This window comes from uncultured Paracoccus sp., from assembly GCF_937873615.1.
Lineage (GTDB): Bacteria > Pseudomonadota > Alphaproteobacteria > Rhodobacterales > Rhodobacteraceae > Paracoccus.
Genome location: NZ_CALMYP010000015.1, coordinates 17,684 through 39,190 on the forward strand (window position 1 = coordinate 17,684; position 21,507 = coordinate 39,190).

Annotated in this window: 23 protein-coding genes; 20 read left to right on the forward strand and 3 right to left on the reverse strand. The window is 65.9% G+C overall.

Annotated elements, in window-relative coordinates:
* The first annotated feature begins 95 nt into the window (after positions 1–95).
* The 14 genes from Q0330_RS03600 to Q0330_RS03665 are packed head-to-tail and all read left to right on the forward strand — an operon-like array spanning position 96 to position 13,496.
* Positions 96–1,271 carry an ABC transporter substrate-binding protein gene (locus Q0330_RS03600; RefSeq protein WP_299474590.1) on the forward strand — a complete coding sequence of 392 codons (1,176 nt, stop codon included), beginning with the start codon at positions 96–98 and terminating at the stop codon, positions 1,269–1,271.
* 12 nt (positions 1,272–1,283) lie between these two features.
* The gene (locus Q0330_RS03605; RefSeq protein WP_299474593.1) at positions 1,284–1,946 is read left to right on the forward strand and encodes a hypothetical protein; all 663 of its coding nucleotides are present in this window, start codon (positions 1,284–1,286) and stop codon (positions 1,944–1,946) included.
* Between the two features lie 24 nt (positions 1,947–1,970).
* Positions 1,971–3,242 carry an ABC transporter substrate-binding protein gene (locus Q0330_RS03610; protein WP_299474596.1) on the forward strand — a complete coding sequence of 424 codons (1,272 nt, stop codon included), beginning with the start codon at positions 1,971–1,973 and terminating at the stop codon, positions 3,240–3,242.
* A gap of 4 nt (positions 3,243–3,246) precedes the next feature.
* Positions 3,247–3,972, forward strand: coding sequence for an ABC transporter ATP-binding protein (locus Q0330_RS03615; RefSeq protein ID WP_299474599.1), 726 nt, complete (start codon positions 3,247–3,249; stop codon positions 3,970–3,972).
* Positions 3,965–4,669, forward strand: a complete 705-nt coding sequence (locus Q0330_RS03620) for an ABC transporter ATP-binding protein (protein ID WP_299474601.1) — start codon at positions 3,965–3,967, stop codon at positions 4,667–4,669. Before Q0330_RS03615 ends, Q0330_RS03620 begins: the two co-directional genes overlap by 8 nt.
* 2 nt (positions 4,670–4,671) lie before the next feature.
* Entirely contained in the window at positions 4,672–5,535 is an 864-nt protein-coding gene (locus Q0330_RS03625; protein WP_299474604.1) for a branched-chain amino acid ABC transporter permease, read from the forward strand.
* Positions 5,532–6,551, forward strand: coding sequence for a branched-chain amino acid ABC transporter permease (locus Q0330_RS03630; RefSeq protein ID WP_299474607.1), 1,020 nt, complete (start codon positions 5,532–5,534; stop codon positions 6,549–6,551). The genes Q0330_RS03625 and Q0330_RS03630 overlap by 4 nt, the downstream gene beginning before the upstream one ends.
* A gap of 2 nt (positions 6,552–6,553) precedes the next feature.
* Positions 6,554–7,486 carry a 3-keto-5-aminohexanoate cleavage protein gene (locus tag Q0330_RS03635; RefSeq protein WP_299474610.1) on the forward strand — a complete coding sequence of 311 codons (933 nt, stop codon included), beginning with the start codon at positions 6,554–6,556 and terminating at the stop codon, positions 7,484–7,486.
* A 47-nt stretch (positions 7,487–7,533) separates the two neighbouring features.
* Positions 7,534–8,526: a TRAP transporter substrate-binding protein gene (locus Q0330_RS03640; RefSeq protein ID WP_299474613.1), complete on the forward strand. Its 993-nt coding sequence runs from the start codon at positions 7,534–7,536 to the stop codon at positions 8,524–8,526.
* Positions 8,527–8,579: 53 nt separating this feature from the next.
* Positions 8,580–9,104, forward strand: coding sequence for a TRAP transporter small permease (locus tag Q0330_RS03645; RefSeq protein ID WP_299474617.1), 525 nt, complete (start codon positions 8,580–8,582; stop codon positions 9,102–9,104).
* The gene (locus tag Q0330_RS03650; protein ID WP_299474619.1) at positions 9,101–10,399 is read left to right on the forward strand and encodes a TRAP transporter large permease; all 1,299 of its coding nucleotides are present in this window, start codon (positions 9,101–9,103) and stop codon (positions 10,397–10,399) included. Before Q0330_RS03645 ends, Q0330_RS03650 begins: the two co-directional genes overlap by 4 nt.
* An 8-nt stretch (positions 10,400–10,407) precedes the next feature.
* Complete coding sequence (locus Q0330_RS03655) at positions 10,408–11,358, forward strand: D-2-hydroxyacid dehydrogenase (protein WP_299474622.1); 951 nt, start codon at positions 10,408–10,410, stop codon at positions 11,356–11,358.
* Positions 11,355–12,524: a M24 family metallopeptidase gene (locus Q0330_RS03660; RefSeq protein ID WP_299474625.1), complete on the forward strand. Its 1,170-nt coding sequence runs from the start codon at positions 11,355–11,357 to the stop codon at positions 12,522–12,524. The genes Q0330_RS03655 and Q0330_RS03660 overlap by 4 nt, the downstream gene beginning before the upstream one ends.
* Positions 12,525–12,536: 12 nt before the next feature.
* Positions 12,537–13,496: an amidohydrolase family protein gene (locus Q0330_RS03665; protein WP_299474628.1), complete on the forward strand. Its 960-nt coding sequence runs from the start codon at positions 12,537–12,539 to the stop codon at positions 13,494–13,496.
* 129 nt (positions 13,497–13,625) lie between these two features.
* On the opposite strand, the gene Q0330_RS03670 is transcribed toward Q0330_RS03665, so the two are convergent.
* Both Q0330_RS03670 and Q0330_RS03675 read right to left on the reverse strand, forming a co-directional pair.
* Positions 13,626–14,738: a pyridoxal phosphate-dependent aminotransferase gene (locus Q0330_RS03670; protein WP_299474631.1), complete on the reverse strand. Its 1,113-nt coding sequence runs from the start codon at positions 14,736–14,738 to the stop codon at positions 13,626–13,628.
* Complete coding sequence (locus Q0330_RS03675) at positions 14,738–15,664, reverse strand: zinc-ribbon domain-containing protein (protein WP_299474634.1); 927 nt, start codon at positions 15,662–15,664, stop codon at positions 14,738–14,740. Before Q0330_RS03675 ends, Q0330_RS03670 begins: the two co-directional genes overlap by 1 nt.
* 112 nt (positions 15,665–15,776) lie before the next feature.
* On the opposite strand from Q0330_RS03675, the gene Q0330_RS03680 reads away from it, so the two are divergent.
* From Q0330_RS03680 to Q0330_RS03695, 4 genes are all read left to right on the forward strand, one after another.
* Positions 15,777–16,454, forward strand: coding sequence for an ATP-binding cassette domain-containing protein (locus tag Q0330_RS03680; RefSeq protein WP_299474637.1), 678 nt, complete (start codon positions 15,777–15,779; stop codon positions 16,452–16,454).
* Positions 16,451–17,377, forward strand: a complete 927-nt coding sequence (locus Q0330_RS03685) for an FtsX-like permease family protein (protein ID WP_299474640.1) — start codon at positions 16,451–16,453, stop codon at positions 17,375–17,377. The genes Q0330_RS03680 and Q0330_RS03685 overlap by 4 nt, the downstream gene beginning before the upstream one ends.
* Positions 17,374–18,189: a lysophospholipid acyltransferase family protein gene (locus Q0330_RS03690; RefSeq protein WP_299474643.1), complete on the forward strand. Its 816-nt coding sequence runs from the start codon at positions 17,374–17,376 to the stop codon at positions 18,187–18,189. Before Q0330_RS03685 ends, Q0330_RS03690 begins: the two co-directional genes overlap by 4 nt.
* A gap of 126 nt (positions 18,190–18,315) precedes the next feature.
* Entirely contained in the window at positions 18,316–18,636 is a 321-nt protein-coding gene (locus Q0330_RS03695) for a hypothetical protein (protein WP_299474646.1), read from the forward strand.
* 278 nt (positions 18,637–18,914) lie between these two features.
* On the opposite strand, the gene pheS is transcribed toward Q0330_RS03695, so the two are convergent.
* A complete protein-coding gene (gene pheS, locus Q0330_RS03700) occupies positions 18,915–19,997 on the reverse strand; it encodes a phenylalanine--tRNA ligase subunit alpha (RefSeq protein ID WP_299474649.1) in 1,083 nt (360 codons plus the stop codon).
* 262 nt (positions 19,998–20,259) lie between these two features.
* Here pheS and Q0330_RS03705 point away from each other — a divergent pair, with 262 nt between their 5' ends.
* On the forward strand, positions 20,260–20,784 hold the full coding sequence (locus Q0330_RS03705) for a MarR family transcriptional regulator (RefSeq protein ID WP_299474652.1): 525 nt from the start codon (positions 20,260–20,262) through the stop codon (positions 20,782–20,784).
* Positions 20,781–21,482: a response regulator gene (locus tag Q0330_RS03710; RefSeq protein WP_299474655.1), complete on the forward strand. Its 702-nt coding sequence runs from the start codon at positions 20,781–20,783 to the stop codon at positions 21,480–21,482. Before Q0330_RS03705 ends, Q0330_RS03710 begins: the two co-directional genes overlap by 4 nt.
* Positions 21,483–21,507 lie beyond the last annotated feature (25 nt).

Here is a 21,507-nt window from a genome sequence, read left to right on the forward strand (position 1 = left end):
GAACGGAGGAGGTCGGAGAGATGATCACAGGAACGAGACGACAACTTCTGGCAAGCGCCGCAGCCGCGCTTGCTGCACCTGCCCTCCTGCCCAGAATGGCGCGTGCTGCCGGCGATCCGATCCGCGTCGGGCTGGTGACCCCGGCGACAGGCCCGCTGGCCTTCTTCGCCGAGCCAGACGACTTCATCCTGTCCCAGTTCGCCGCCGCCCTGTCCGAAGGCGCGAACGGCCGCCCGATTGAGATTATTGTCAAGGACAGCCAGTCGAGCGCTTCGCGCGCGGCAGAGATCACCGCGGAACTGATCCTGAAGGACGAAGTGGCACTGGTCCTTTCGGCGGGTGGACCCGATACGGTCAACCCGGTCGCCGATCAATGCGAGTTGAACGGTGTGCCTAGCCTCTCGACCGCCTGCCCGTGGCAACCCTATGTCTTCGGACGCGGCTCCACGCCTGAGCAGGGTTTCGAAAATACGTTCCTGTTCGCCTTCGGGCTAGAGGACATCATCGCCGCCTATCTCAAGATGTGGGACGGGGCCGAGGTGAACCGCAAGGTCGGGCTGCTTCTGGCCAATGATGCCGATGGCAATGCCTGGGGCGACGCCGAGTTCGGCTTTCCCCCGGCCCTGGCGGCGGCGGGCTATGAGGTGACCGACCCGGGCCGCTATAGCCCGATGGCTGACGATTTCACTGCCCAGATCGCTGCCTTTCGGCAGGCCGGCGTCGATATCGTCATGGGAACAATGGTGCCGCCGGAATTCCTGACCTACTGGACGCAGGCTCAGCAGCAGGGGCTGCACAGCAAGATCGCCACCATCGGCAAATGCCTGCTGCTGCCGAGTGTGCTCGATTCTGTCGGCCCCTCGGGCGATGGCCTGTCCTGCGAACTTGGCTGGCACCCGGCCTATCCCTTCACCTCGACCGCGACCGGGCAGAATGCCGCCCAGATCGCCGAGGCCTGGACGGCGGCGACCGGGCGTCCATGGGTGCAGACAATCGGGCTGAAACATGCGCTGCTGGAACTTGCTGTCGATGTGCTGAAGCGCAGTGCCGATCCGGCCGACCCGGCCTCGGTGATCGAGGCCATTCGTGGCACTGATGTCGAAACCACCATAGGTCGCGCCAACTGGCAGACCTCGCCCATCGCCAATGTCGCCAAGGCGTCGATGCTGGGCGGGCAATGGCATCGGGGCGATGGCGGCTGGCAACTCGATCTCGTTTCCAATCCGACCGACCAGCCCATTCCCGTTTCCCATCCGCTTGACCTGATGTGAGGAGGATCGACCATGCGCTTCGAAGACCGCAACGAGATGCTGAAACCCGGCTACCTGCCGCTCGAATCCGGCGTGGTGCGTTACGATGACGGCCATGTCACCATCGCCGCGCTGACCCGGATGCCGCATTGCCGCGCGAAGATGGTCGACTGGTGGTTCGGCTGGCTGGGCGGGACCGACCAGTACAAGCTGTGGCATCCGGTCGATCACCTGTTCAGCGACTGGGAAGACCGCGGCAATGGCGGCAATTACTATGGCGCCAAGCACCTCGTCCACGAGACCCTCGGCGGCGACGGTCCTGTCCACAAGCTGCGCATCCATTTCCGCGACCCGCACGAGGTCTTCGACCCCGCCGGCTACGATGCCGTTGGTGGCGTTGCCGTCTGCGGTCGGCCCGGATCGCTGGAACAGCCGATCAACCTTGGCCACATGACCCATTTCGTGCGCGACACCGATTACGGCGCCGAGATGCGCACCCGCTTCTGGCTGGGTGGCGTCCATCACCAGGACCTGACCACCGAACTGCCCGGAGAGGTGAAGGCCAAGGTCCGGGCAGAGGTGCTGACCGACGATTTCTGCACCCGCCTGCATCGCCATGCCGTCGAGGAGATGGGCTATCTCTCGGACCTTCTGCCGGTGCTGTACCGGCAGGTGACCGGCGATGCGACATTCTGAAACACTCGAACCGGGGAGGACGAGATGCTGAAGACCTTGAAAAGGCGCCATTTCCTGACTGGCAGCGCGGCGCTTCTGGCTGCGCCCGCGATCCTGCGCGGCACCCGCGCCTATGCGCAGAGCCCGACCCTGAAGGTCGGTCATGTCAGCCCGCGCACCGGCCCGCTGGCCGGCTTCGCCGAGGCCGACGACTATATCCTGAAGGCGATCTCGGAACGCTTCGGGCAGGGGATCGAGAATAACGGCAAGGCCTGGCAGATCGAGGTGATCTCGAAGGACAGTCAGTCGAACCCGAACCGCGCCGCCGAGGTCGCCTCGGAACTGATCCTGAACGACGAGGTGGACATCATCGTCGCCGCCTCGACGCCGGACACGGTCAACCCGGTCTCCGATCAGGCGGAACTGAACGAGGTGCCCTGCATCACCACCGATTGCCCCTGGCAGCCCTATTTCTTCGGGCGCGGCGGCGATCCGGCGGCGGGCTTCGATTTCACCTATCACTTCTTCTGGGGGCTGGAGGACGTGATCGCGGCCTTCCTGGCGATGTGGGACGGTGCGGGCGTCGGCAAGACCGTCGGCGGGCTGTTTCCGAACGACGCCGATGGCAATGCCTGGGGCGATGCGGAACTCGGTCTGCCGAAGCCGCTGGCCGCAGCCGGCTATGCGCTGACCGATCCCGGCCGCTACCAGCCGATGAGCGACGATTTCTCGAACCAGATCAGCGCCTTCAAGGCGGCGGGTTGCGAGATCGTGACCGGCAACATGATCCCGCCCGATTTCGCCACCTTCTGGGCACAGGCCGCACAGCAGGGCTTCAACCCGAAGATCGTCACCATCGGCAAGGCGCTGCTTTTCCCCAGCGTGGTCGAAGGCCTGGGCGCGCGCGGTATCGGATTGTCCTCGGAGGTCTGGTGGTCGCCCTCGCATCCGTTCTCGTCCTCGCTGACCGGTGTGTCCTCGGCCGATCTGGCGGCGGGCTATACGGAAGCGACGGGGCGGCCCTGGACCCAGCCCATCGGCTTCAAGCATGCGCTGTTCGAGGTCGTGGCCGATGTCGTCGCCCGCGCCGAGGATCTGGAAGATCCAGGCGCCATCCTTGCCGCCATTGCCGCGACCGACATGGGGACCATCGTCGGGCCGGTGAACTGGGCCACGGGGCCGGTGAAGAACGTCACCAAGACGCCGCTGGTTGCCGGGCAATGGCAGCAGGAGGGCGAGGGGATCGACCTCAAGATCGTCGAGAACGCCACCGCGCCGGAAATCCCGGTGACCGGCGATCTGCAGCTTCTGGGCTAGGGCGATGGCGATCCTGGAACTGTCCGGCGTCCGGAAGGCCTTCGGCGCGATCACCGTCGCCGACGATCAAAGCTGGTCGCTGGAGGAGGGCGAGGCCCTTGGCGTCATCGGTCCGAACGGGGCCGGCAAGACGACGATGTTCAACCTCGTCACCGGGACGCTGCCGGTCGATGGCGGCACCATCCGGCTCTCGGGCGAGGATATCACCCAATGGCCCGCCGCGCGGCGCTGCCGCGCGGGTCTTGCCCGCAGCTTCCAGGTGCCGCAGCCCTTCGGCGGCATGACCATCTTCGAAAATGCCTTCGTCGCGGCGACGCAGGGTGCCGGTCTGGGCGTCGATGAGGCCGAGGCGCTGTGCCTCGACGTGCTGGACCGCACCGGCCTTCTGCGCAAGGCCAATACCATGGCCGGCGGGCTGACCCTGCTGGAGCGCAAGCGGCTGGAACTGGCGCGCGCCATGTGCGCCAGGCCCCGCGTGTTGCTGCTGGACGAGATCGCCGGCGGCTTGACCGAGCATGAATGCAAGTCGCTGATCGAGACCATCAACAGGCTGCGCGCCACTGGTATTTCCATCGTCTGGATCGAGCATGTCGTCCACGCCCTGCTGGCCGTGGTCGACCGGCTGATCGTGATCGATTTCGGCCGGAAGATCGCCGAGGGCGAGCCGCGCGCGATCATGGACAGCCGCGAGGTCCGGGAAATCTATCTGGGGATTGAAGCCGATGCCTGATCCGATCCTGTCCATCCACGGTCTCGACGCGCATTACGGCGATTTCCAGGCGCTTTACGGCGTCGATCTGGCGGTCGAACGCGGTCAGGTGCTGGCGGTGATCGGCGCCAACGGGGCCGGCAAGACAACGCTGATGCGCTCGATCTCGGGCCTTTTGCGCAATGCGCCGGATGCCGTGCGCTGGCAGGGACGGCCCATCGGCGCGCTGCGCGCCGACCAGATCGCCGCCCTCGGCATCGCCCTGGTGCCCGAAGGCCGGCTGCTTTTCCCCTCGCTCAGCGTCGAGGAAAACCTGATCATCGGCGGCCAGCTGGGCCGCAAGGGGCCGTGGAGCCTGACCCGCATCTACGATCTTTTCCCGATCCTTAAGGAACGCCGCAACGTGCCGGCAACCGCGCTTTCGGGCGGTCAGCAGCAGATGGTCGCCATCGGCCGGGCGCTGATGTCGAACCCGGAACTGCTGATGATGGACGAGATCAGCCTCGGCCTCGCCCCGGTCATCATCAAGTCGATCTACGAGGCGCTGCCCGGCATCGTCGGCGAAGGCCTCTCGGCCATCGTGGTCGAGCAGGACATCGCCAAGGCGCTGTCGGTCTCGTCCCATGTCACCTGCCTGCAGGAGGGCCGAGTCTCGTTGACCGGCGGCTCGGGCGAGCTGTCCCGCGACGCCATCAGCAAGGCCTATTTCGGAGTATAGCGATGGACTGGATCAATGCGATCATACAAGGGGCCTTGCTGGGCGGGCTTTACGCGCTGTTCGCGGCGGGGTTGAGCCTGATCTTCGGGGTCATGCGGCTGGTCAATATCGCCCATGGCGACCTGATCGTGCTGTCGGCCTATGTGGCGCTGACCACCTCTGTCGGGCTGGGGCTGAACCCGCTGCTGGCGCTGGTGATCGTGGTGCCGGTGATGGCCGCTTTCGGTTACGCGCTGCAACGGCTGATCCTGAACCGCACCATGGGCGATGACCTGCTGCCGCCGCTGCTGGTCACCTTCGGGCTGTCGGTCATCATCCAGAACGCGCTTCTGATGGGTTACAGCGCCGATCCGCAGAAGCTGCAGGCCGGCCCGATCGAGACGGCCTCGGTCAGCCTCGGGCCGATCACGCTCGGGGTCATGCCGGTGCTGGTCTTTGCCGTCGCCGTGGCGGTGATCGCCGGGCTGCAATGGATGTTCTACCGCACCGCGCTTGGCCGGGCCTTCCGCGCCACCTCGGACCGGCAGGACATCGCGCAGCTGATGGGGCTGAACCGGGCGCATGTCTTCGGCCTTGCCATGGCGCTGTCCCTGGCGGTCACGGCGCTGGCGGGGGTGTTTCTGGGCATCCGCACCTCCTTCGATCCGGCGGCGGGGGCGTCGCGGCTGATCTTCGGCTTCGAGGCGGTCATCATCGGCGGGCTCGGCAACCTGTGGGGGACGCTGGGGGGCGGGGTGATCCTTGGCATCGCGCAGACGCTGGGGGCGAAGATCAATCCCGGCTACCAGATCCTCGCCGGTCATCTGGTCTTCCTGCTGATCCTTGCCATTCGCCCGCGCGGCCTGTTCCCGAGGATGGACGGATGAGAGATCTCAGCGTATCGCGCAGCACGCCTGCATCCACCCTCGCCATGGCCGCCCTGGGCGCGGCGCTGCTGGTCATGTTCGCCGCGCCCTGGTGGGCGGGCCGGGCCGAGTTGCGGCTGTTCGGCGAGATCTTCCTTTACATGTCGCTGGCGACCTTGTGGAACTTCCTTGCCGGATATGCCGGCCTCGTCTCGGTCGGGCAGCAGGCCTATGTGGGCCTTGGCGGCTACATGTTCTTCGCCGCGACCATGTTCTGGGGGCTGAACCCGCTTCTGGCGCTGCCGGTCGCGGCGTTGATCGGGGCGGCGATCTCGGCCCCTGTCGCGGCGCTGATCTTCCGGCTGCGCGGCGCCTATTTCGCCATCGGCACCTGGGTCGTGGCCGAGGTGTTCCTGCTGACCTTCGCGCAGGTCACATCGCTTGGCGGCGGCTCGGGCACCTCGCTGCCGGTCGGCGTGGTCAAGGGCCTGTCCGAGAGCCGCGACGGGCGCGAGGCGCTGATCTACTGGCTGGCGCTTGGCATCGCGGTGCTGGTCGTCGGCGCGGTCTTCGCCTTCCTGCGTTCGCGCCGGGGCGTGGCGCTGACCGCGATCCGCGACAACGAGCTGGCGGCGAAATCGCTGGGGATCGACATCTGGTGGACCAAGTTCACCGTCTATGTCGTCACCGCCGGGCTGACCACGCTGGTCGGCGGGCTGATCTTCCTGCAGAAGCTGCGGATTTCGCCCGATGCGGCGTTTTCAGTCAATGACTGGACCGCCGTTGTCATCTTCATCGTGGTGATCGGCGGCATCGGCACGCTGGAAGGCCCGATCCTTGGCACGCTGGTCTATTTCGCCCTGCGCGAGACGCTGGCGGATTATGGCACCATCTATCTCATCGCGCTCGGCGTGGTGGCGATTGCGGTCATGCTCTTTGCCCCGAAAGGGCTATGGGGGCTGATCCGCGGCCATCGCGGGACCGAGCTTTTCCCCCTCAGCCGCCGCGTGCGCGGCCTTACCGAAAAGGGACAATGACCATGGCGAGGAAGCCCAAGACCGTCATCACCTGCGCCATCACCGGCGCCATCCACACCCCGACCATGTCGGACGCCCTGCCGTGGAGCTATGACGACATCGCCAGCCAGGCGGTCGAGGCCGCCGAGGCCGGCGCCTCGATCCTGCATCTTCATGCGCGGAACCCGGAAAACGGTGCGCCTTCGGTAGACCCCGAGGATTTCCGTCCCTTCCTGGGCCGGATCAAGCAGGCGACGGATGCGGTGGTGAATATCTCGACCGGCGGCTCGCTGACGCTGTCGATCCAGGACCGCATCAGGCCGACCATGACCTTCAGCCCGGAAATGTGCTCGATGAACATGGGTTCGATGAACTTCTCGTTCCATCCGCTGGCCAAGCGCTATACCGACTGGAAGTTCGACTGGGAGCGGGATTACGTCGCGAATTCCGACGGCAATATTTTCCGCAACACCTTCCGCGATATCGAGGAGGCGGCGACCACGCTCGCCCCCCATCAGGTCAAGTTCGAGCATGAATGCTACGATGTCGGCCACCTGTATAACCTGAAATTCTGCATGGATATCGGGCTGTTCAAGGCGCCGATCTTCATCCAGTTCGTGATGGGGATCCTGGGCGGGATCGGGGCCGATATCGACAATCTCGTCTTCATGAAGAAGACCGCCGACAAGCTGTTCGGCGACGATTACCGCTGGTCGATCCTGGCCGCCGGGGCGTCCCAGATCCCGATGGCCCTGACCGCGAGCCAGATGGGCGGCAATGTCCGCGTGGGCCTTGAAGACAGCCTGTTCATCAGCCGTGGCGAGTTGGCGGAGTCGAATGCCCAGCAGGTCCGCAAGATCCGCAGGCTGGTCGAGGACCTGGGCCACGAAGTCGCCAGCCCCGACGAAGCGCGCGAGATACTGGGCCTGAAAGGCGGCGACAAGGTCGCTTTCTGAAGCGTGATAACCAGGCCCGAAACCGGGCAAAACCAAGGGAGGATAAGATGAATATCAGAGCAATCGCAGCCGCCTCGGCGCTGGCACTACTGGCCGGAACGGCAGGGGCGGAAACTACCTTGCGGGTGTCCAGCTTTCTGCCGCCGAACCACACCTGGAACCATGCGGTCGAGGAATGGGGGCAGGAACTGACCGAAAAGAGCGGCGGCGAATTGAAGGTCGAGATCTTCCCCGCCGGCCAGCTTGGCCCGCCGCCGCGCCAGTTCGATCTGGTCACCTCGGGTGCGGCCGAGATCGCGGTGATCCTGCATGGCGCGACGCCGGGCCGCTTTGTGCTGACCGAACTGGCCGGCCTGCCGCTGGTCACGCCCTCGGAAGGCAATACCAGCCAGATCATGTCGCGGCGGCTGACCGAACTCGCGCCCGAATATCTGGCCGAGGAGCATCCCGGCACGAAGGTCCTGTGGATGGCGGTGACGCCGCCCCTGAAATTCCATCTGGCAAACACCGACCCGACCGATCCGGCGGCGCTGAAGGGCAAACGCATCCGCTATGCCGGCACGATCTGGCAGCAGATCATCGAGGCGATGGGGGCATCCCCGGTGCCGGTGCCGCCGGCTGAATCGGCCGATGCGATGGGCAAGGGCGTCGTCGATGGCGCGACCTTCCCCTATGAGGCGACGCAGAGCTTCGATCTGGCACCGGTGACGAAATTCTCGATGGAGCCTGGCATCGCCTCGGCCACCTTCGCGCTGGTGATGTCGCAAAAGGCCTATGACGGGCTGACGCCGGAACTGCAGGCGCTGATCGACGACACCACCGGCCCGAACCGCGCCGAATGGTATGGCGCGAAATGGGACGAGGGCGAGGCCGCAGGCCGACAATACATGGTCGATGGCGGTGTGAACATCGTCACGCTTGAGCCAGCGCAGATCGAGACGCTGAAGGCCGAATATGCCCCCATTGTCGAGGGCGCCGTCAAGGCCGTGGCCGACAGCGGCAAGCCCGCGCAGGCTTTCGTGGACGCCTATACGAAGTAAGGCGGTGCCGGCCCGTCTTGTGCGGGCCGGCCCTTTCGCAAAGGGGGAAGATCATGGCCGATGGCCCGAGTGATAACGAATTGAAGGGCGTGCCGCGCGTCATGCTGTGGATCGCCTCTGTCGCGCTCGTGGGGATGATGCTGGTCGTTGTCGCCGATGTGCTGCTGCGCCTTGCCGTCAACAGGCCGGTGCGCGGATCCTATGACCTGGTCAGCATCGGGCTTCTGGTCATGGTGGTCTTCGGCATGGCCCCGGTGATCGCCCGCAAGGGCGAGATCCTGATCGACCTGATCGATCCGCTGCTGTCGCGCCGGGTGCTGCATGTCCTTGGCCTTTGCACCATCTTCGGGACGCTGGCGCTGTTCCTGTTCCTTGGCTGGGCGATGATCGGCCCGGCCATGGATGCGTGGAAATGGGGCGGCTATTCGCTGGAACTCGGCCTGCCGAACTGGATGCTCTGGGTGGTGGCCTTCATCGGCCTTGCGGGCATTCTCTGGACGGTGGTCCTGCGCCTGCGCCGTACCCTGCGTGGCGAGGGCGACGATGATCCCCACCCGAGCGAGGAGGGCGCCCTATGACCCCCTTCGCGCTCGGTCTGCTTTGTATCGCGGTGATGTTCGTGCTGCTCTTCGTCCGTCAGCCGGTCTGGCTGGCGCTTGGTGCGGTCGGCATCGCCGGCAATATCGCGCTGAACAATCTGCAGGTCGCCAAGCTGATCTCGGGGACGGCCTTCTTCGATACGGCATCGTCCTATAACCTCTCGGTCATTCCGCTTTTCGTGCTGATGGGAGAGGTCGCCAGCGGCTCTCGGATGTCGGCGGAACTGTTCAACGCCGCGCGCGTCCTGATGTCGGGGCTGCGGGGCGGGCTTTCGGTGGCCTCGATCGCGGCCTCCGGGGCCTTCGGGGCGATCTGCGGATCCTCGGTCGCGACCGCGGCCAGCATGACCCGCATCGCCATGCCCGAGATGAAGCGCGCCGGCTATGAACAGGGCTATGCGGCGGCCTCGGTCGCGGCGGGCGGCTCGCTCGGGATCCTGATCCCGCCCTCGATCATCCTCGTCATCTACGGCTCCATCGCCGAGCAGTCGGTGGCGCGGCTGTTCGCGGCCTCGATGGTGCCGGGGATCGTGCTGCTGCTGCTTTACGTCGTGGTGGCGCTCTGGGTCGCCAGCCGTTCGGATGCGGTCCCGGTCGAGGGCCGGGCCACCGCCCGCGAAAGGCTGGCGGCGCTGCGCGGGCCGTGGCAGTTCATCCTGCTTTTCGTGCTGACCATCGGCGGCATCTATGCCGGCATCTTCAGCCCGAACGAGGCCGCTTCCATCGGTGCCTTCGGGGCGATCCTGCTGGGCTTTCTGAAGCGCTCGCTGTCGCTGCACGGGCTGGTCCATGCGGTGCAGGCCTCGGTCCTGGTTTCCTGCGCGCTGTTCATGATCATTGTCGCGGCGACGATCTTCGCCAATTTCATCGTCCAGACCCGGCTGCCCGACACGCTTCTGGGCATGGCACAGGCGGCGGCGCTGCCGGCCTGGCTGGTGATGGCGATGATCGTGATCCTTTACATCGTCATGGGCTGCTTCCTTGAAGGCATCGGCATGGTGCTGATCACGGTGCCGGTCTTCCTGCCGGTTGTGACGGGTTACGGCTTCGATCCGGTCTGGTTCGGTGTGCTGGTGGCGGTGCTGGTGGAACTGGGCCTGATTACCCCGCCGGTCGGCATGAACCTGTTCATCATCCGCGCGCAGGTGCCCGACCTGTCGATGGCACGGCTTTATCGCGGGATAGGGCCCTTCCTGCTGGCGCCGGTGGTGCTGGTGGTGCTGCTTTTCCTGCTGCCGGGCCTCGCGCTCTGGCTGCCGAAGCTGCTTTATTGAGGGCCGCCATGAGTTCGACAAATGTCCTGATCCTCGACGAGCATGCAGATTGGTATGCCGAGGCGCTGGCGCGGCCCGGATACCGCTTCACCGCAGCCCGTACGGCAGAGGAGGCGATGCCCCTTGCCGCCGATGCACAGGTGCTGATCGGCCTTGCGCCGCGTATCCCGGCGGATCTGGTCGCGGCAATGCCGCGCCTTGACTGGGTGCAGGCGCTGACCACCGGGGTCGATAACCTGCTGGCCATGGAGGCCTTGCCTCCGCAGGTCGCGCTGACCAGTTGCGGCGGTTTTCACGGCCCGCAGATGTCGGAGCTTGCGGTGATGCTGATGCTGGCCTGCGCGCGCCGCCTGCCTGCGATGATCGCAGATCAGCAGGCCGGCAACTGGAACAGGTGGGAACAGCCTTTGTTGCGCGACAAGACCGTTTGCATCATCGGCCTGGGCAGCATCGCCGAATATCTGGCCGGGCTGTGCCGGGCCTTCGGGATGCGGGTGACGGGTGTCTCGGACGGTCGTCGCGAGGCGCCCGGCATAGACCGCATTTATCCGCGTGCGAATATCAAGGATGCCGCTGCCGAGGCCGATTTTCTGGTCGTGCTGGTCCCCTATTCGGCCCGGACCCATCATATCGTCGATGCCGATGTGCTGGCGGCGATGAAGCCTTCGGGCATTCTGGTCAATATCGCCCGTGGCGGCTGCGTCGATGAAGAGGCGCTGCTTGCGGCTCTGCGCGAAGGCCGCATCGCCGGTGCCGGTCTCGACGTTTTCGCGACCGAGCCGCTGCCGCCGGACAGTCCCTTCCGCCGCCTGCCCAATGTCATCGTGACGCCGCATATCGGCGGCTATGCCGATGTCTATCGCCAGCAGGCCCTGCCCATCGTGGCGGCGAACCTGGACGCCTATGCCAAGGGCGGTGCCGCCGCCCTGCCGCTGATCGAGAGAGGAGCCAAGCCATGACCAATTCCCCGATTTCGCGCGCCGAGATGGAACGCCGCTGGTCCCTTGCACGCGGGGTCATGGCCGATCTCGGCCTCGACGCGATGGTGACTCAGGCGCGCGAGGACTGGTGCGGCGGCTATGTGCGCTGGCTGACCGATGTGCCGGCGAATAACGGCTATCCGCGCACGGTGGTCGTCTTCCCCGACCGGCCGATGGAGGTGGTCGAGATGGGCGCCTTCGGCACCGATCTGGCGACCGACCCGCAGGCGCAGGCGACGGCAGGGGTAGGGCGCGTTCTGGGCACGCCCAGCTTCGTCTCGGTCAATTACACCATTGATTACGACACCGAATTGCTGGTGCAGCTGCTGCGCGAGGCGGGCGCGAAGCGCGTCGGTTTGCTGGCCCCCGGCGCGCTGCCCTATTCCATGGTCGCGGGCCTGCGGGCGGCGGGGTTCGAGACGGTGGACGCGACAGATGCGCTCGACCGGGTGAAGGCCCCGAAAAGCCCCGAGGAGCAGGCGCTGATCCGCGATACCGCGCTGTTGCAGGATCGGGTCTTCGCCGAGGTCTGCGATTTCATCCGCCCCGGCCTCACCGACCGTGACATCGCCGCCCATGCCGAGGCCGTGGGCCGCAGGCTCGGCAGCGATCAGGGCATCCAGCTTGGCGTTTCCGCGCCGGTGGGGCAGGCCTCCCGGTTCAGGAACCGGCCCTTCCAGACCCGCGAACTGGCGCCGGGCGATCATCTGTCGCTGCTGATCGAGATCAACGGGCCGGGCGGGATCTATCTGGAAATTGCCCGGACGATGGTGCTGGGCCGGGCCGACGATCATCTGTTGCAGGCCTTCGAGAACGTGCGCGCCGCGCAGGATCACACCCTGTCGCTGATGGTCCCCGGCGCCCATCCCGCCGAAATCGCCGCCGCCCATGACGCCTGGATGCAGGCGCGCGGCCTGCCACCCGAGACCCGGCTTTATGCGCACGGGCAGGGCTGTGAGATGGTCGAGCGTCCGCTGATCCGCCGCGACGAGACCCTGCCGCTGGCCGAGAACATGCTGTTTGCCGTTCATCCCGGCTATGACGACGCCCGCGTCTTTGCGGTGATCTGTGACAATTACCTGATCGGCTCAGGCGGCCCCGGCCCCTGCCTGCACCGGACCGAAAAGAAGATATTCGAACTCTGAAAGGACGCACAAATGACCCCCAAGATCGCTTTGGAAGAACATTTCATGGCCCCCGGCTTCGAGGATTACTGGGCACTGACCGCCCCCAATATCTCGCCCGAGCTTTTCGGCAAGGCGAATGACGCGCTGATGGATTTCGGCGAGCGCAGGCTGGCCGGAATGGACGAGATCGGGGTGGATAAGGCCATCCTCTCGCTCTCTGGTCCCGGCGTGCAGGCCGAGCCGGATACCAGAACGGCGATACGCAAGGCGCAGGAGGTGAACGATTTCCTCGCCAGGGAAATCCAGGCACGGCCCGACCGCTATGGCGGCTTCGCGCATCTCGCGGTGCAGGACCCTGCGGCGGCTGCAGATGAACTGGAACGCTGCGTCCGCGACCTTGGGATGCAGGGGGCGATGATCAACGGCCAGACCAATGGCACCTATCTGGACGACGACCGTATCTCGCCGCTCTGGGAACGGGCCGAGGCGCTTGGCGCGCCGATCTATATCCACCCGAACAACCCGCCCGATGTCCCCTATATGTATCAAGCCCATTCCGAGCTTTGGGGCCCGGTCTGGTCCTGGACGGTGGAAACCGGCAACCACGCGCTGCGGCTGATCTTCGGCGGCGTTTTCGACCGTTTCCCGAAGGCGAAGCTGATGCTGGGCCATATGGGCGAAACGCTGCCCTATCAGCTCTGGCGCTTCGACAGCCGGTGGGAGATTTCCAACCGCAAGGAAAAGCGGCTGGCGATGAAGCCGTCGGAGTATTTCCGCCGCAATTTCTGGTGCACGACCGCCGGCGTCTGCTCGGACGAGCCGCTGCGCTGCGCGCTGGATGCGCTTGGCGATGACCGGGTGCTGTTCGCGGTGGACTACCCCTATGAACGCCCCGCCGAGGCCGGCGAATGGATCGAGGCCGCCGCCATCACCGATGCGCAGCGCCGTGCGGTCTGCCGCGATAACGCGGTGCAATTGCTCGGGCTGTGAGGCCGTCGGCGCGTGGTTGGGAAGGTTCTGCCTGTGGCACAGAACCTTGATCGCCCGCCCAAGGAACTGCGACGGGGCGTGATGGCGGTTCTGCCGCGCTCAATGTCTGTGGTCCGGTGGCGGCGGGACTCAGCGGCCTGACATACCGTCCCGCGCGGCGGCAAGCGCCTCGGGCAGAACGGCGGCGAAAGCGTCAAGCTCGGCCTCGGGGCCGCAGGAGACGCGGATGCAGCGATCCATGGGCGCCACGCCGGGCATGCGCGCGAAGATCCCGGCGCGGTCCAGCCCGGCCAGCACCCGGCGGGCGAAATCGCCATCTGCGCCGCAGTCGATGGCAACGAAATTGGTGGCCGAAGGCAGCGCCACCAGCCCCGCATCCGCCGCGATCCGGCCGATACGGTCGCGGGCGGCGGCGACTTTCGCGCGGGTCCCATCCAGCCATTCGGTATCCCCTAGCGCCGCCAGCGCCCCGGCCTGGGCGATCCGGTTGACGCCGAAATGGTTGCGGATGCGGTCGAAGCCCGCGATCAGGTCGGGCGCACCGATGGCATAGCCGATCCTTGCCCCGGCAAGGCCGTAAGCCTTGGAGAATGTGCGCATCCGGATCACCCGGGGATCCTCCGCGCCGATCCGCGGCAGGGCCGAGGCCGGGGCGAATTCGGCATAGGCCTCGTCCAGGATCAGCAGGCTGTCTTTGGGGATGCGATCCAGCAGCGCCTCGATCAGCGCGCCCTCGTGCCAGCTTCCCATCGGGTTGTCGGGATTGGCGAAATAGATCAGCCGGGCCTGAACCTCTGCCGCGCGCGACAGAAGTGCTTCCAGATCCTCGCGGTCGTCGCGATAGGGGACCTTATGGAGCACGCCGCCGAAACCCGCGACATGGTAATTGAAGGTCGGATAGGCCCCGTCCGAGGTCACCACCGCCTCGCCCGGCGCCACGATCAGCCGCACCAGCAGGCCCAGAAGGCTGTCGATCCCCTCGCCCGGCATGACATTATCCGGGGCAATGCCGTGGATGCGGGCCAGCGCCTGACGCAGGTCGTGATTGTCGGGGTCGCCGTATTTCCACGCTTCGGCACCGGCGCGGGCCATCGCCTCGACCGCGCGGGGCGAGGGGCCGAAGCCGTTCTCATTGGCACCCAGACGCGCGACATAGGGCGCCCCCCGGCGCCGTTCCAGCGTTTCGGGTCCGGTGAAAGGCACCGTGGCGGGCAGCGATTCGGGGATCGGGGCGAAGCGCATCAGTGGCCCCCACGTCCGATGACCGTATCGACCGCGCCCTGAAGACCCGCGCGCAAACCGTCGACGCCGGCCACCATCGAGGCCACCGCCCCCGGTGCTGTTCCGGTGCCGACCCAGGCCGTGCCACCGACATAGGCAAATGCGAGGGCCGCCGCGACCGATAGCGCCCGGATCAGGCCGGTGCGATAGCCGTCATCCGCCACATTCTCTGGCGTGGTCACCAGCGTTGTCACGGCCTCCTCTTCGGCTTCAGGAACCTGTCCGGCGGTCTGGATCGTCGCCGCCAGTTGCTCGACATCTGGCAGACCACGCGGCACCCGGCGGCGCGGCACGGGCGGGCGCTCATCCTTAGCCGCTGCCGGTTCGGACCAGGTGACCTGCATCGGCTCAGGGGTCGGATGGGCGGTTTCCTGCGACGGCTGCGCGACCGCAGCGGGCAGGTCTGTAAAGGCCAGCGAATCGGGCTCGGCATCTTCCGCTAGCGCCTCGATCGCAAATTCAGGCGACTCCATGCTCATCGCAGGTGCGGTGACCGGGGATTCGGGCACATCCCCGCGCACGGCGCGGCGGGCGCCCAGTTCGCGCGCGGTTTCCTCGCGAAGGATCGACAGCACATCATCGGGCAAGGGACGTTGCAGAACCGGCGCCTCGCCAAGCTCGGGCAGGCTGTCGGTATGGGACCGCGCCGCCTCACGCAGATCTTTCGTGAGCCCCCGCAGCGAGCTATCGCCCGCATAAGTACCGCTGTCAGGTTCCGCCCAGGCGAGCCTGGCTGCCCTGCGGGGCTTCCCGGTCGCGGGCAGGGTTTCGGGGTCCTGCATCCAGACATGGCCACAAGCCGAACATTCGACCTCGCGCCCCTCGGGCGGGATCATCGCGCTGTCGATGTCATACAGCGCGTTGCATTCCGGGCAAATCAGCCGCATGGGTCATCCTGTCAAAAGCTGCGCCGTTTCTGGCATTCCTTGCCAGCCTGTTCTATCAACGCAACGCCGGGCTTCCAAGCGCCGCGCAGCATCGAATGCCATGGAGGCCGCTTTGATCGAAATGCAGGACGTGACCTTCGGCTACCGCGAGGGCGGGGCGCTTCTGTCGGGCATGACGCTCAGCCTGCCGGCGGGGTCGTTCCATTTCCTGACCGGGCCGTCGGGATCGGGCAAGACCAGCTTCCTCAGGCTGTGCTATGCCGATCTTCTGCCCAGTTCCGGCCAGCTTTCGGCCTTCGGTCACGATGTCGGCGGATTGTCGCGCGACGGCATCGCCATGCTGCGCCGCAAGATCGGGGTGCTGCATCAGGACGCGCAATTCCTCGACCACCTGCCGGTGGCCGAAAATGTCGCCCTGCCACTGACGGTTGCCGGCCAGCCCATCGACATGCAGGCCCTGAAAGAACTTCTGGGCTGGGTCGGTATGACCGGCCATGCCCGGGCCATGCCGCCTTCGCTGTCGGGGGGCGAAAGACAGCGCGCCGCACTGGCCCGCGCCGTCATCATGTCGCCCGATTTCGTCATGGCGGACGAGCCGACCGGTAATCTCGACTGGGAAATGTCGATGCGCCTGCTGCAATTGCTGGTCGAGCTGAACCGTTCGGGCAAGACCATCCTGATCGCCACCCATGACATGGACCTGATCCGCGCCGCACGGCAACTTGAGGTGCAGGCGCGGGTGCTGCGGATTTCGGGCAAGCGGGTGCAACTGGCGGGGGCAGATCTATGAAACCCGAGTTTCGCAATGTCGACTGGCGCAGCCTCTGGCAGGGGCTGGTCGGGCGTGACGGCGGCGTGGCCGGCCGGATCGTGCCTTCGACCGGCTTTACCGCACAACTGACCCTGCTCAGCGCCGGGGCCATGGCCTTTCTGGCGGTTTTCGCGCTCGCGCTCAGCCTCGCCACCGGGCGGCTGGCGGATCGCTGGTCCTCCTCGCTGGCGCAGACCGTGACCATCCGCGTCTCGGCCCCGCTCGACGAGATCGAGGGCGAGACCGGCAAGGTCATGGCGATCCTCGACCAGACGCCCGGCGTGGCCGAGGCCCGGATGATCCCCGAGGACGAGGTCGAGGCCCTGCTGGCCCCATGGTTCGGCCCCGATGTCCCGGTCGAGGCCCTGCCGGTTCCGCGCCTGATCGAGATCCGCGAGGATGGCGAAGGCTTCGATGCCGCCGGCCTTGGCCTGCGGCTGGAGGCCGAGGTTCCGGGCGCGGTGCTGGACGACCACACCCGCTGGCGTCAACCGCTGGTATCGGCGGCGCGGCGGCTGAAATTCCTCGGCGTCGTCTCGCTGGGGCTGATCGCGGCTGCGGGCACGGCGATGATGATCCTGGCGGCGCAATCCTCGCTGGCGGCGAACGGGCAGGTGATCCGGGTGCTGCGCCTGATCGGGGCGCGCGACGTGACCATCGCCCAGGCCTTCGTGCGCCGCTTCACCCGTCGCGCGGCAACCGGCGCTGCTGCCGGGACGGCCCTGGGCATGTTGGCCATCGCGCTTCTGCCCGACATGGACGAGGCCGGCGGCTTCCTGACCGGGCTGGGATTTCAGGGCTGGGGCTGGCTTTTGCCCCTGCTGATCCCGTTGATCGCAGCCGGGGTGGGCTTTTTCGCCACCCGTTGGGCCGCCCTGCGCATGTTGAAGGCCGTGCCATGAGCGGGCCGCTTCTGAGCGCGACCGAGGCCGCGCGCCTTTCGCCCCGTCCCGGCGGCACCGGCCTTTTCGCCTGGCTGCGCACGCTGACCTATTACATCCATGTCGGGCTGGCGACGGTGGTGCTGGGCCTCTGGGGCGTGCTGACCCAGATGCGCCATGGCCGGCGCGGCGCCAATCGCGTCGCCTCGATCTGGATCGCCTATATGCTGCGCGCCGCGCGCTGGCATATGGGCGTCGCGGTCGAATTGCGCGGCACCCCCCCTGCCCCGGGCGTGGACGCGCTGATCGGTGCCAAGCATCAAAGCTTTCTCGACATCCTCGCCATTGCCAGTGCGGCTGAACGTCGCGCCTTCGTGATGAAACGGGAAGTCCTGCGGGTGCCGATCATGGGCTGGTATGCGCGCGAGGTCGGATCCATCCCCATCGACCGCAGCAAGGGCCGCGACGCCATGGGCCAGATCGTCAGCGCCGCGCGGGCACGGATCGGCACCGAGGAGGGGCTGGGCCACCTGATCGTCTATCCCGAGGGCACCCGGACCCGGCCTGGAGAGCAGCGCCCCTACAAGCACGGCATCGCGACCATCCATCTGGAAACCGGCCTGCCGGTCTATCCGGTGGCGGTCAATTGCGGCCTGTTCTGGCCCAAGCGCGGGCTGCCGGTCGCCTCGGGCCGGGCGGTGATCGAGTTCCTGCCGCCGATGCAGGCCGAACCGGGAGAGGACCGCGACAGTTTCGTGCGCCGCCTCCGAGAGGTGATCGAAAGCCGCAGCGATGCGCTCATGGCCGAGGCCGGCTTCGTCCACGCGCGTTAAGCATACGAATCCGTATCATATTGACTCAAGACTGTCTCTTTTGTCATATCGCTTTACGCGCAATAATGTGATCGTAATGGATTGTCTGATAGTGCGCGAATGCCTATCGCCAGAAGGAATAGTTGTATGTTTAAGAAAATGGCCCTTGTCGTTGCCGCTGTTGCGACGCTTTCAGCCTGTGCGATCACGCCCAAGGATTACGAGACCACCCCGGTCATCGCGCAGTCGCCGCTAGGCCCGGTGATTTGTCAGATCTACACCCATGAGCAGGTCACATGGGATCGCTCGATCCGTCGTCCCGAAAAGATGGACACCGAAACCGCCGACAACCTGTGCCGTCAGGAAGGCCAGCGGATTCTGGACGGTGGCGAGCCGAACTATGTCCCGACGGTTGACACGACGTCTGCTGAAGTTGTGGACATCTCCACGACCAACGGCGGTCTCTGACAGAGATCTGAACGGAATAGAAATGGGCTGCAGCTTTGGGCTGCGGCCCATTTCGGCATGAGAATATGCAGGCTGGCTTACTGCGCTAAGCCGGTCGCTGCGGATAAGATATGGTTGTCGATTACGCTTCGCCCTCGGCAGGTAGGCTTCCTCGCGGCACTTGCCTCATCGGGACCGGGACAAACATGACGTCCAGCAGAAGCAGAAGATAAACCCGGCCCCGAAACCCTGCATCAAGCCACTGTCGGTAAGCAGCCAGGCACGTCTCTCGCGAGATCCTATCTGCTCAACCCGCCCGCCACGCTCGGCACATCGCCCGCCGCGAAACCGTAATGGCGCAGCCAGCGCAGGTCGCTTTCGAAGAAGGCGCGCAGGTCGGGGATGCCGTATTTCAGCATCGCCAGCCGGTCGATGCCCATGCCGAAGGCGAAGCCCTGCCATTCGGTCGGATCGACGCCGGCGGCTTCCAGCACCTTGGGATGGACCATGCCCGAGCCAAGGATTTCCATCCAGCTTTCGCCCTGACCGATCTGCAGCTTGCCGCCTTCCCAGGAACAGCGGATATCGACCTCTGCGGAGGGCTCGGTAAAGGGGAAATGGCTGGCGCGGAAGCGCAGTTCGACCGCTTCGACCTCGAAGAAGGCGCGGCAGAATTCCTCCAGCGTCCATTTCAGATTGGCCATGGAGATGTCGCGACCGATGGCCAGCCCCTCGACCTGATGGAACATCGGCGTATGGGTCTGGTCCATGTCCATCCGGTAAACGCGGCCCGGCGCGATCACGCGGATCGGGGCGCCCTGTTCCTGCATGGCCCGGATCTGCACCGGGCTGGTATGGGTGCGGAGCACATGCGGCGGGCGGTTGTCGCCTTCCGCGCGGTGCATGAAGAAGGTGTCGTGTTCCTGCCGCGCCGGATGCTCGGGCGGGATGTTCAGCGCGTCGAAATTGAACCAGTCGCTTTCGACCTGCGGGCCTTCGGCGACGGCAAAGCCCATATCGGCGAAGATCGCGGTGACCTCCTCGGTCACCTGGCTGACCGGGTGGATGCTGCCCTTCGGACGCGGACGGCCCGGCAGGGTCACATCCAGCCATTCCTCGCGCAGGCGGGCATCGAGCGCTGCATCCTCCAGCCCGGTCTTGCGGGCGCGCAAAGCCGCGTCGATCTCGTCGCGCAGCCGGTTCAGGGCGGCGCCGGTGGTCTGACGCTCTTCCGGGGTCATCCGGCCCAACTCGCGCATCATCAGGCTGATCTCGCCCTTCTTGCCAAGCGCGGCAAGGCGAACCTCTTCCAGCGTGGCAGCGTCGGAGGCATCGGCCACACGGGCCAGATAGGTCGTGCGAAGCGTGTCGAGATCGGTCATCGGCGTCATCCTGCGTTACCCGCGCGGGCTTATCACGGGACCGGCAGCGGGAAAAGATGCCGATCAGGCAGAGATGTGATGACCCGTGCAAGAATGCGCACCCGCACCCATCCCCATGTGCAGGTTTTCATAGATTTCAGAAATTCGCGCTTCCGTAACGAAATGTTGCGAAACTGCGTCAAATCGATGCAAGATCACTTCTTGGAAAGTCAATAAGGCTGACTTAAACAGAGGTGACAACCTGCACTCGACGGGAGGGGAGATGAAGGAAGGGTCGATCAAGCCAGTGACCGGGCAGGGGCCCGAGAACCTGCTTTTCCTGACTGATGAGCAGATTCGCGGCGGGATCGAGGCATTCTTCTTCGCCTATCGCGCTTTCACCGCCGATCCCGACGAAATTCTGGAGCGGATGGATTATGGCCGCGCCCATCACCGCGCGCTGCATTTCATCGCCCGCAAACCGGGGCTGAACGTGTCGGCGCTGCTCGATATTCTCGGCGTGACCAAGCAATCCCTGAACCGCGTTCTGCGCGCGCTTCTGGCCGACGGGCTGGTCGAGGCCCGTATCGGCAAGCGCGACCGGCGCGAGCGGCGGCTGCACCTGACCGAATCCGGGGCCGAGCTGGAACGCCGCCTGTCCGAAGCACAGCGCGCCCGCGTCCGTGCCGCCTATCGCGCGGCGGGGCCGCAGGCCGTGGCCGGGTTTCGCACCGTCCTCGAAGCGATGATGGACGATGCCGGCAGCCGCCAGTTCCGCGACATGCGCGGCGCCGAGGCGGCCGAATGACGGAACCGGCCCATATCCTCGTCGTCGACGATGATGAGCGCATCCGCACTTTGCTGCGCAAGTTTCTGGTCAAGAACGGTTATCTGGTCTCCATGGCCACCGATGCCGCCCATGCCCGCAAGATCCTGCGCGGGCTGGAATTCGACCTGATCGTGCTCGATGTGATGATGCCGGGCGATGACGGGATCACCCTGACCCGAGAGTTGCGCAAGCGCATTGCCACCCCGATCCTGCTGCTGACCGCGCGCGGCGAGACCGAGGACCGCATCGCCGGTCTGGAAGCCGGGGCCGACGATTATCTGCCGAAACCCTTCGAGCCGCGAGAGCTTCTGCTGCGCATTTCGGCGATCCTGCGCCGGGTGCCGCAGGCGCAGCCGGCGGGGCCGAAATTCATGACGCTCGGGCCGTTGCGCTATGACACCGAACGCGGGCAATTGTTCGAGGGCGAAAGCCATATCCACCTGACCGGCACCGAGGCGGCGCTGCTGCGTCGCCTTGCCGAAACCCCGGGACAGGCGGTCAGCCGGATCGACCTGACACAGGACCTGGGCCGAACGCCCTCTGAGGAACCCGATGGCTCGGACCGCGCCATAGACGTGCAGATCACCCGGCTGCGCCGCAAGATCGAACCCGACCCGAAAGAGCCGCGCTATCTTCAGACCGTGCGCGGCGCGGGTTACATGTTGATGCCGGATTGATGCCATAGCGCGCGCGCTGCCCGCT

Excerpts from the sequence above, each read along its gene's own strand:
- Q0330_RS03610 (WP_299474596.1), top strand. The coding sequence starts at position 1,971 with ATGCTGAAGACCTTGAAAAGGCGCCATTTCCTGACTGGCAGCGCGGCG.
- Q0330_RS03665 (WP_299474628.1), top strand. The coding sequence starts at position 12,537 with ATGACCCCCAAGATCGCTTTGGAAGAACATTTCATGGCCCCCGGCTTC.
- Q0330_RS03650 (WP_299474619.1), top strand. The coding sequence starts at position 9,101 with ATGACCCCCTTCGCGCTCGGTCTGCTTTGTATCGCGGTGATGTTCGTG.
- Q0330_RS03635 (WP_299474610.1), top strand. The coding sequence starts at position 6,554 with ATGGCGAGGAAGCCCAAGACCGTCATCACCTGCGCCATCACCGGCGCC.
- Q0330_RS03685 (WP_299474640.1), top strand. The coding sequence starts at position 16,451 with ATGAAACCCGAGTTTCGCAATGTCGACTGGCGCAGCCTCTGGCAGGGG.
- Q0330_RS03620 (WP_299474601.1), top strand. The coding sequence starts at position 3,965 with ATGCCTGATCCGATCCTGTCCATCCACGGTCTCGACGCGCATTACGGC.
- Q0330_RS03670 (WP_299474631.1), bottom strand. The coding sequence starts at position 14,738 with ATGCGCTTCGCCCCGATCCCCGAATCGCTGCCCGCCACGGTGCCTTTC.
- Q0330_RS03695 (WP_299474646.1), top strand. The coding sequence starts at position 18,316 with ATGTTTAAGAAAATGGCCCTTGTCGTTGCCGCTGTTGCGACGCTTTCA.
- Q0330_RS03675 (WP_299474634.1), bottom strand. The coding sequence starts at position 15,664 with ATGCGGCTGATTTGCCCGGAATGCAACGCGCTGTATGACATCGACAGC.
- pheS (WP_299474649.1), bottom strand. The coding sequence starts at position 19,997 with ATGACCGATCTCGACACGCTTCGCACGACCTATCTGGCCCGTGTGGCC.
- Q0330_RS03660 (WP_299474625.1), top strand. The coding sequence starts at position 11,355 with ATGACCAATTCCCCGATTTCGCGCGCCGAGATGGAACGCCGCTGGTCC.
- Q0330_RS03600 (WP_299474590.1), top strand. The coding sequence starts at position 96 with ATGGCGCGTGCTGCCGGCGATCCGATCCGCGTCGGGCTGGTGACCCCG.
- Q0330_RS03705 (WP_299474652.1), top strand. The coding sequence starts at position 20,260 with ATGAAGGAAGGGTCGATCAAGCCAGTGACCGGGCAGGGGCCCGAGAAC.
- Q0330_RS03630 (WP_299474607.1), top strand. The coding sequence starts at position 5,532 with ATGAGAGATCTCAGCGTATCGCGCAGCACGCCTGCATCCACCCTCGCC.
- Q0330_RS03605 (WP_299474593.1), top strand. The coding sequence starts at position 1,284 with ATGCGCTTCGAAGACCGCAACGAGATGCTGAAACCCGGCTACCTGCCG.
- Q0330_RS03645 (WP_299474617.1), top strand. The coding sequence starts at position 8,580 with ATGGCCGATGGCCCGAGTGATAACGAATTGAAGGGCGTGCCGCGCGTC.
- Q0330_RS03625 (WP_299474604.1), top strand. The coding sequence starts at position 4,672 with ATGGACTGGATCAATGCGATCATACAAGGGGCCTTGCTGGGCGGGCTT.
- Q0330_RS03710 (WP_299474655.1), top strand. The coding sequence starts at position 20,781 with ATGACGGAACCGGCCCATATCCTCGTCGTCGACGATGATGAGCGCATC.
- Q0330_RS03640 (WP_299474613.1), top strand. The coding sequence starts at position 7,534 with ATGAATATCAGAGCAATCGCAGCCGCCTCGGCGCTGGCACTACTGGCC.
- Q0330_RS03690 (WP_299474643.1), top strand. The coding sequence starts at position 17,374 with ATGAGCGGGCCGCTTCTGAGCGCGACCGAGGCCGCGCGCCTTTCGCCC.
- Q0330_RS03655 (WP_299474622.1), top strand. The coding sequence starts at position 10,408 with ATGAGTTCGACAAATGTCCTGATCCTCGACGAGCATGCAGATTGGTAT.
- Q0330_RS03615 (WP_299474599.1), top strand. The coding sequence starts at position 3,247 with ATGGCGATCCTGGAACTGTCCGGCGTCCGGAAGGCCTTCGGCGCGATC.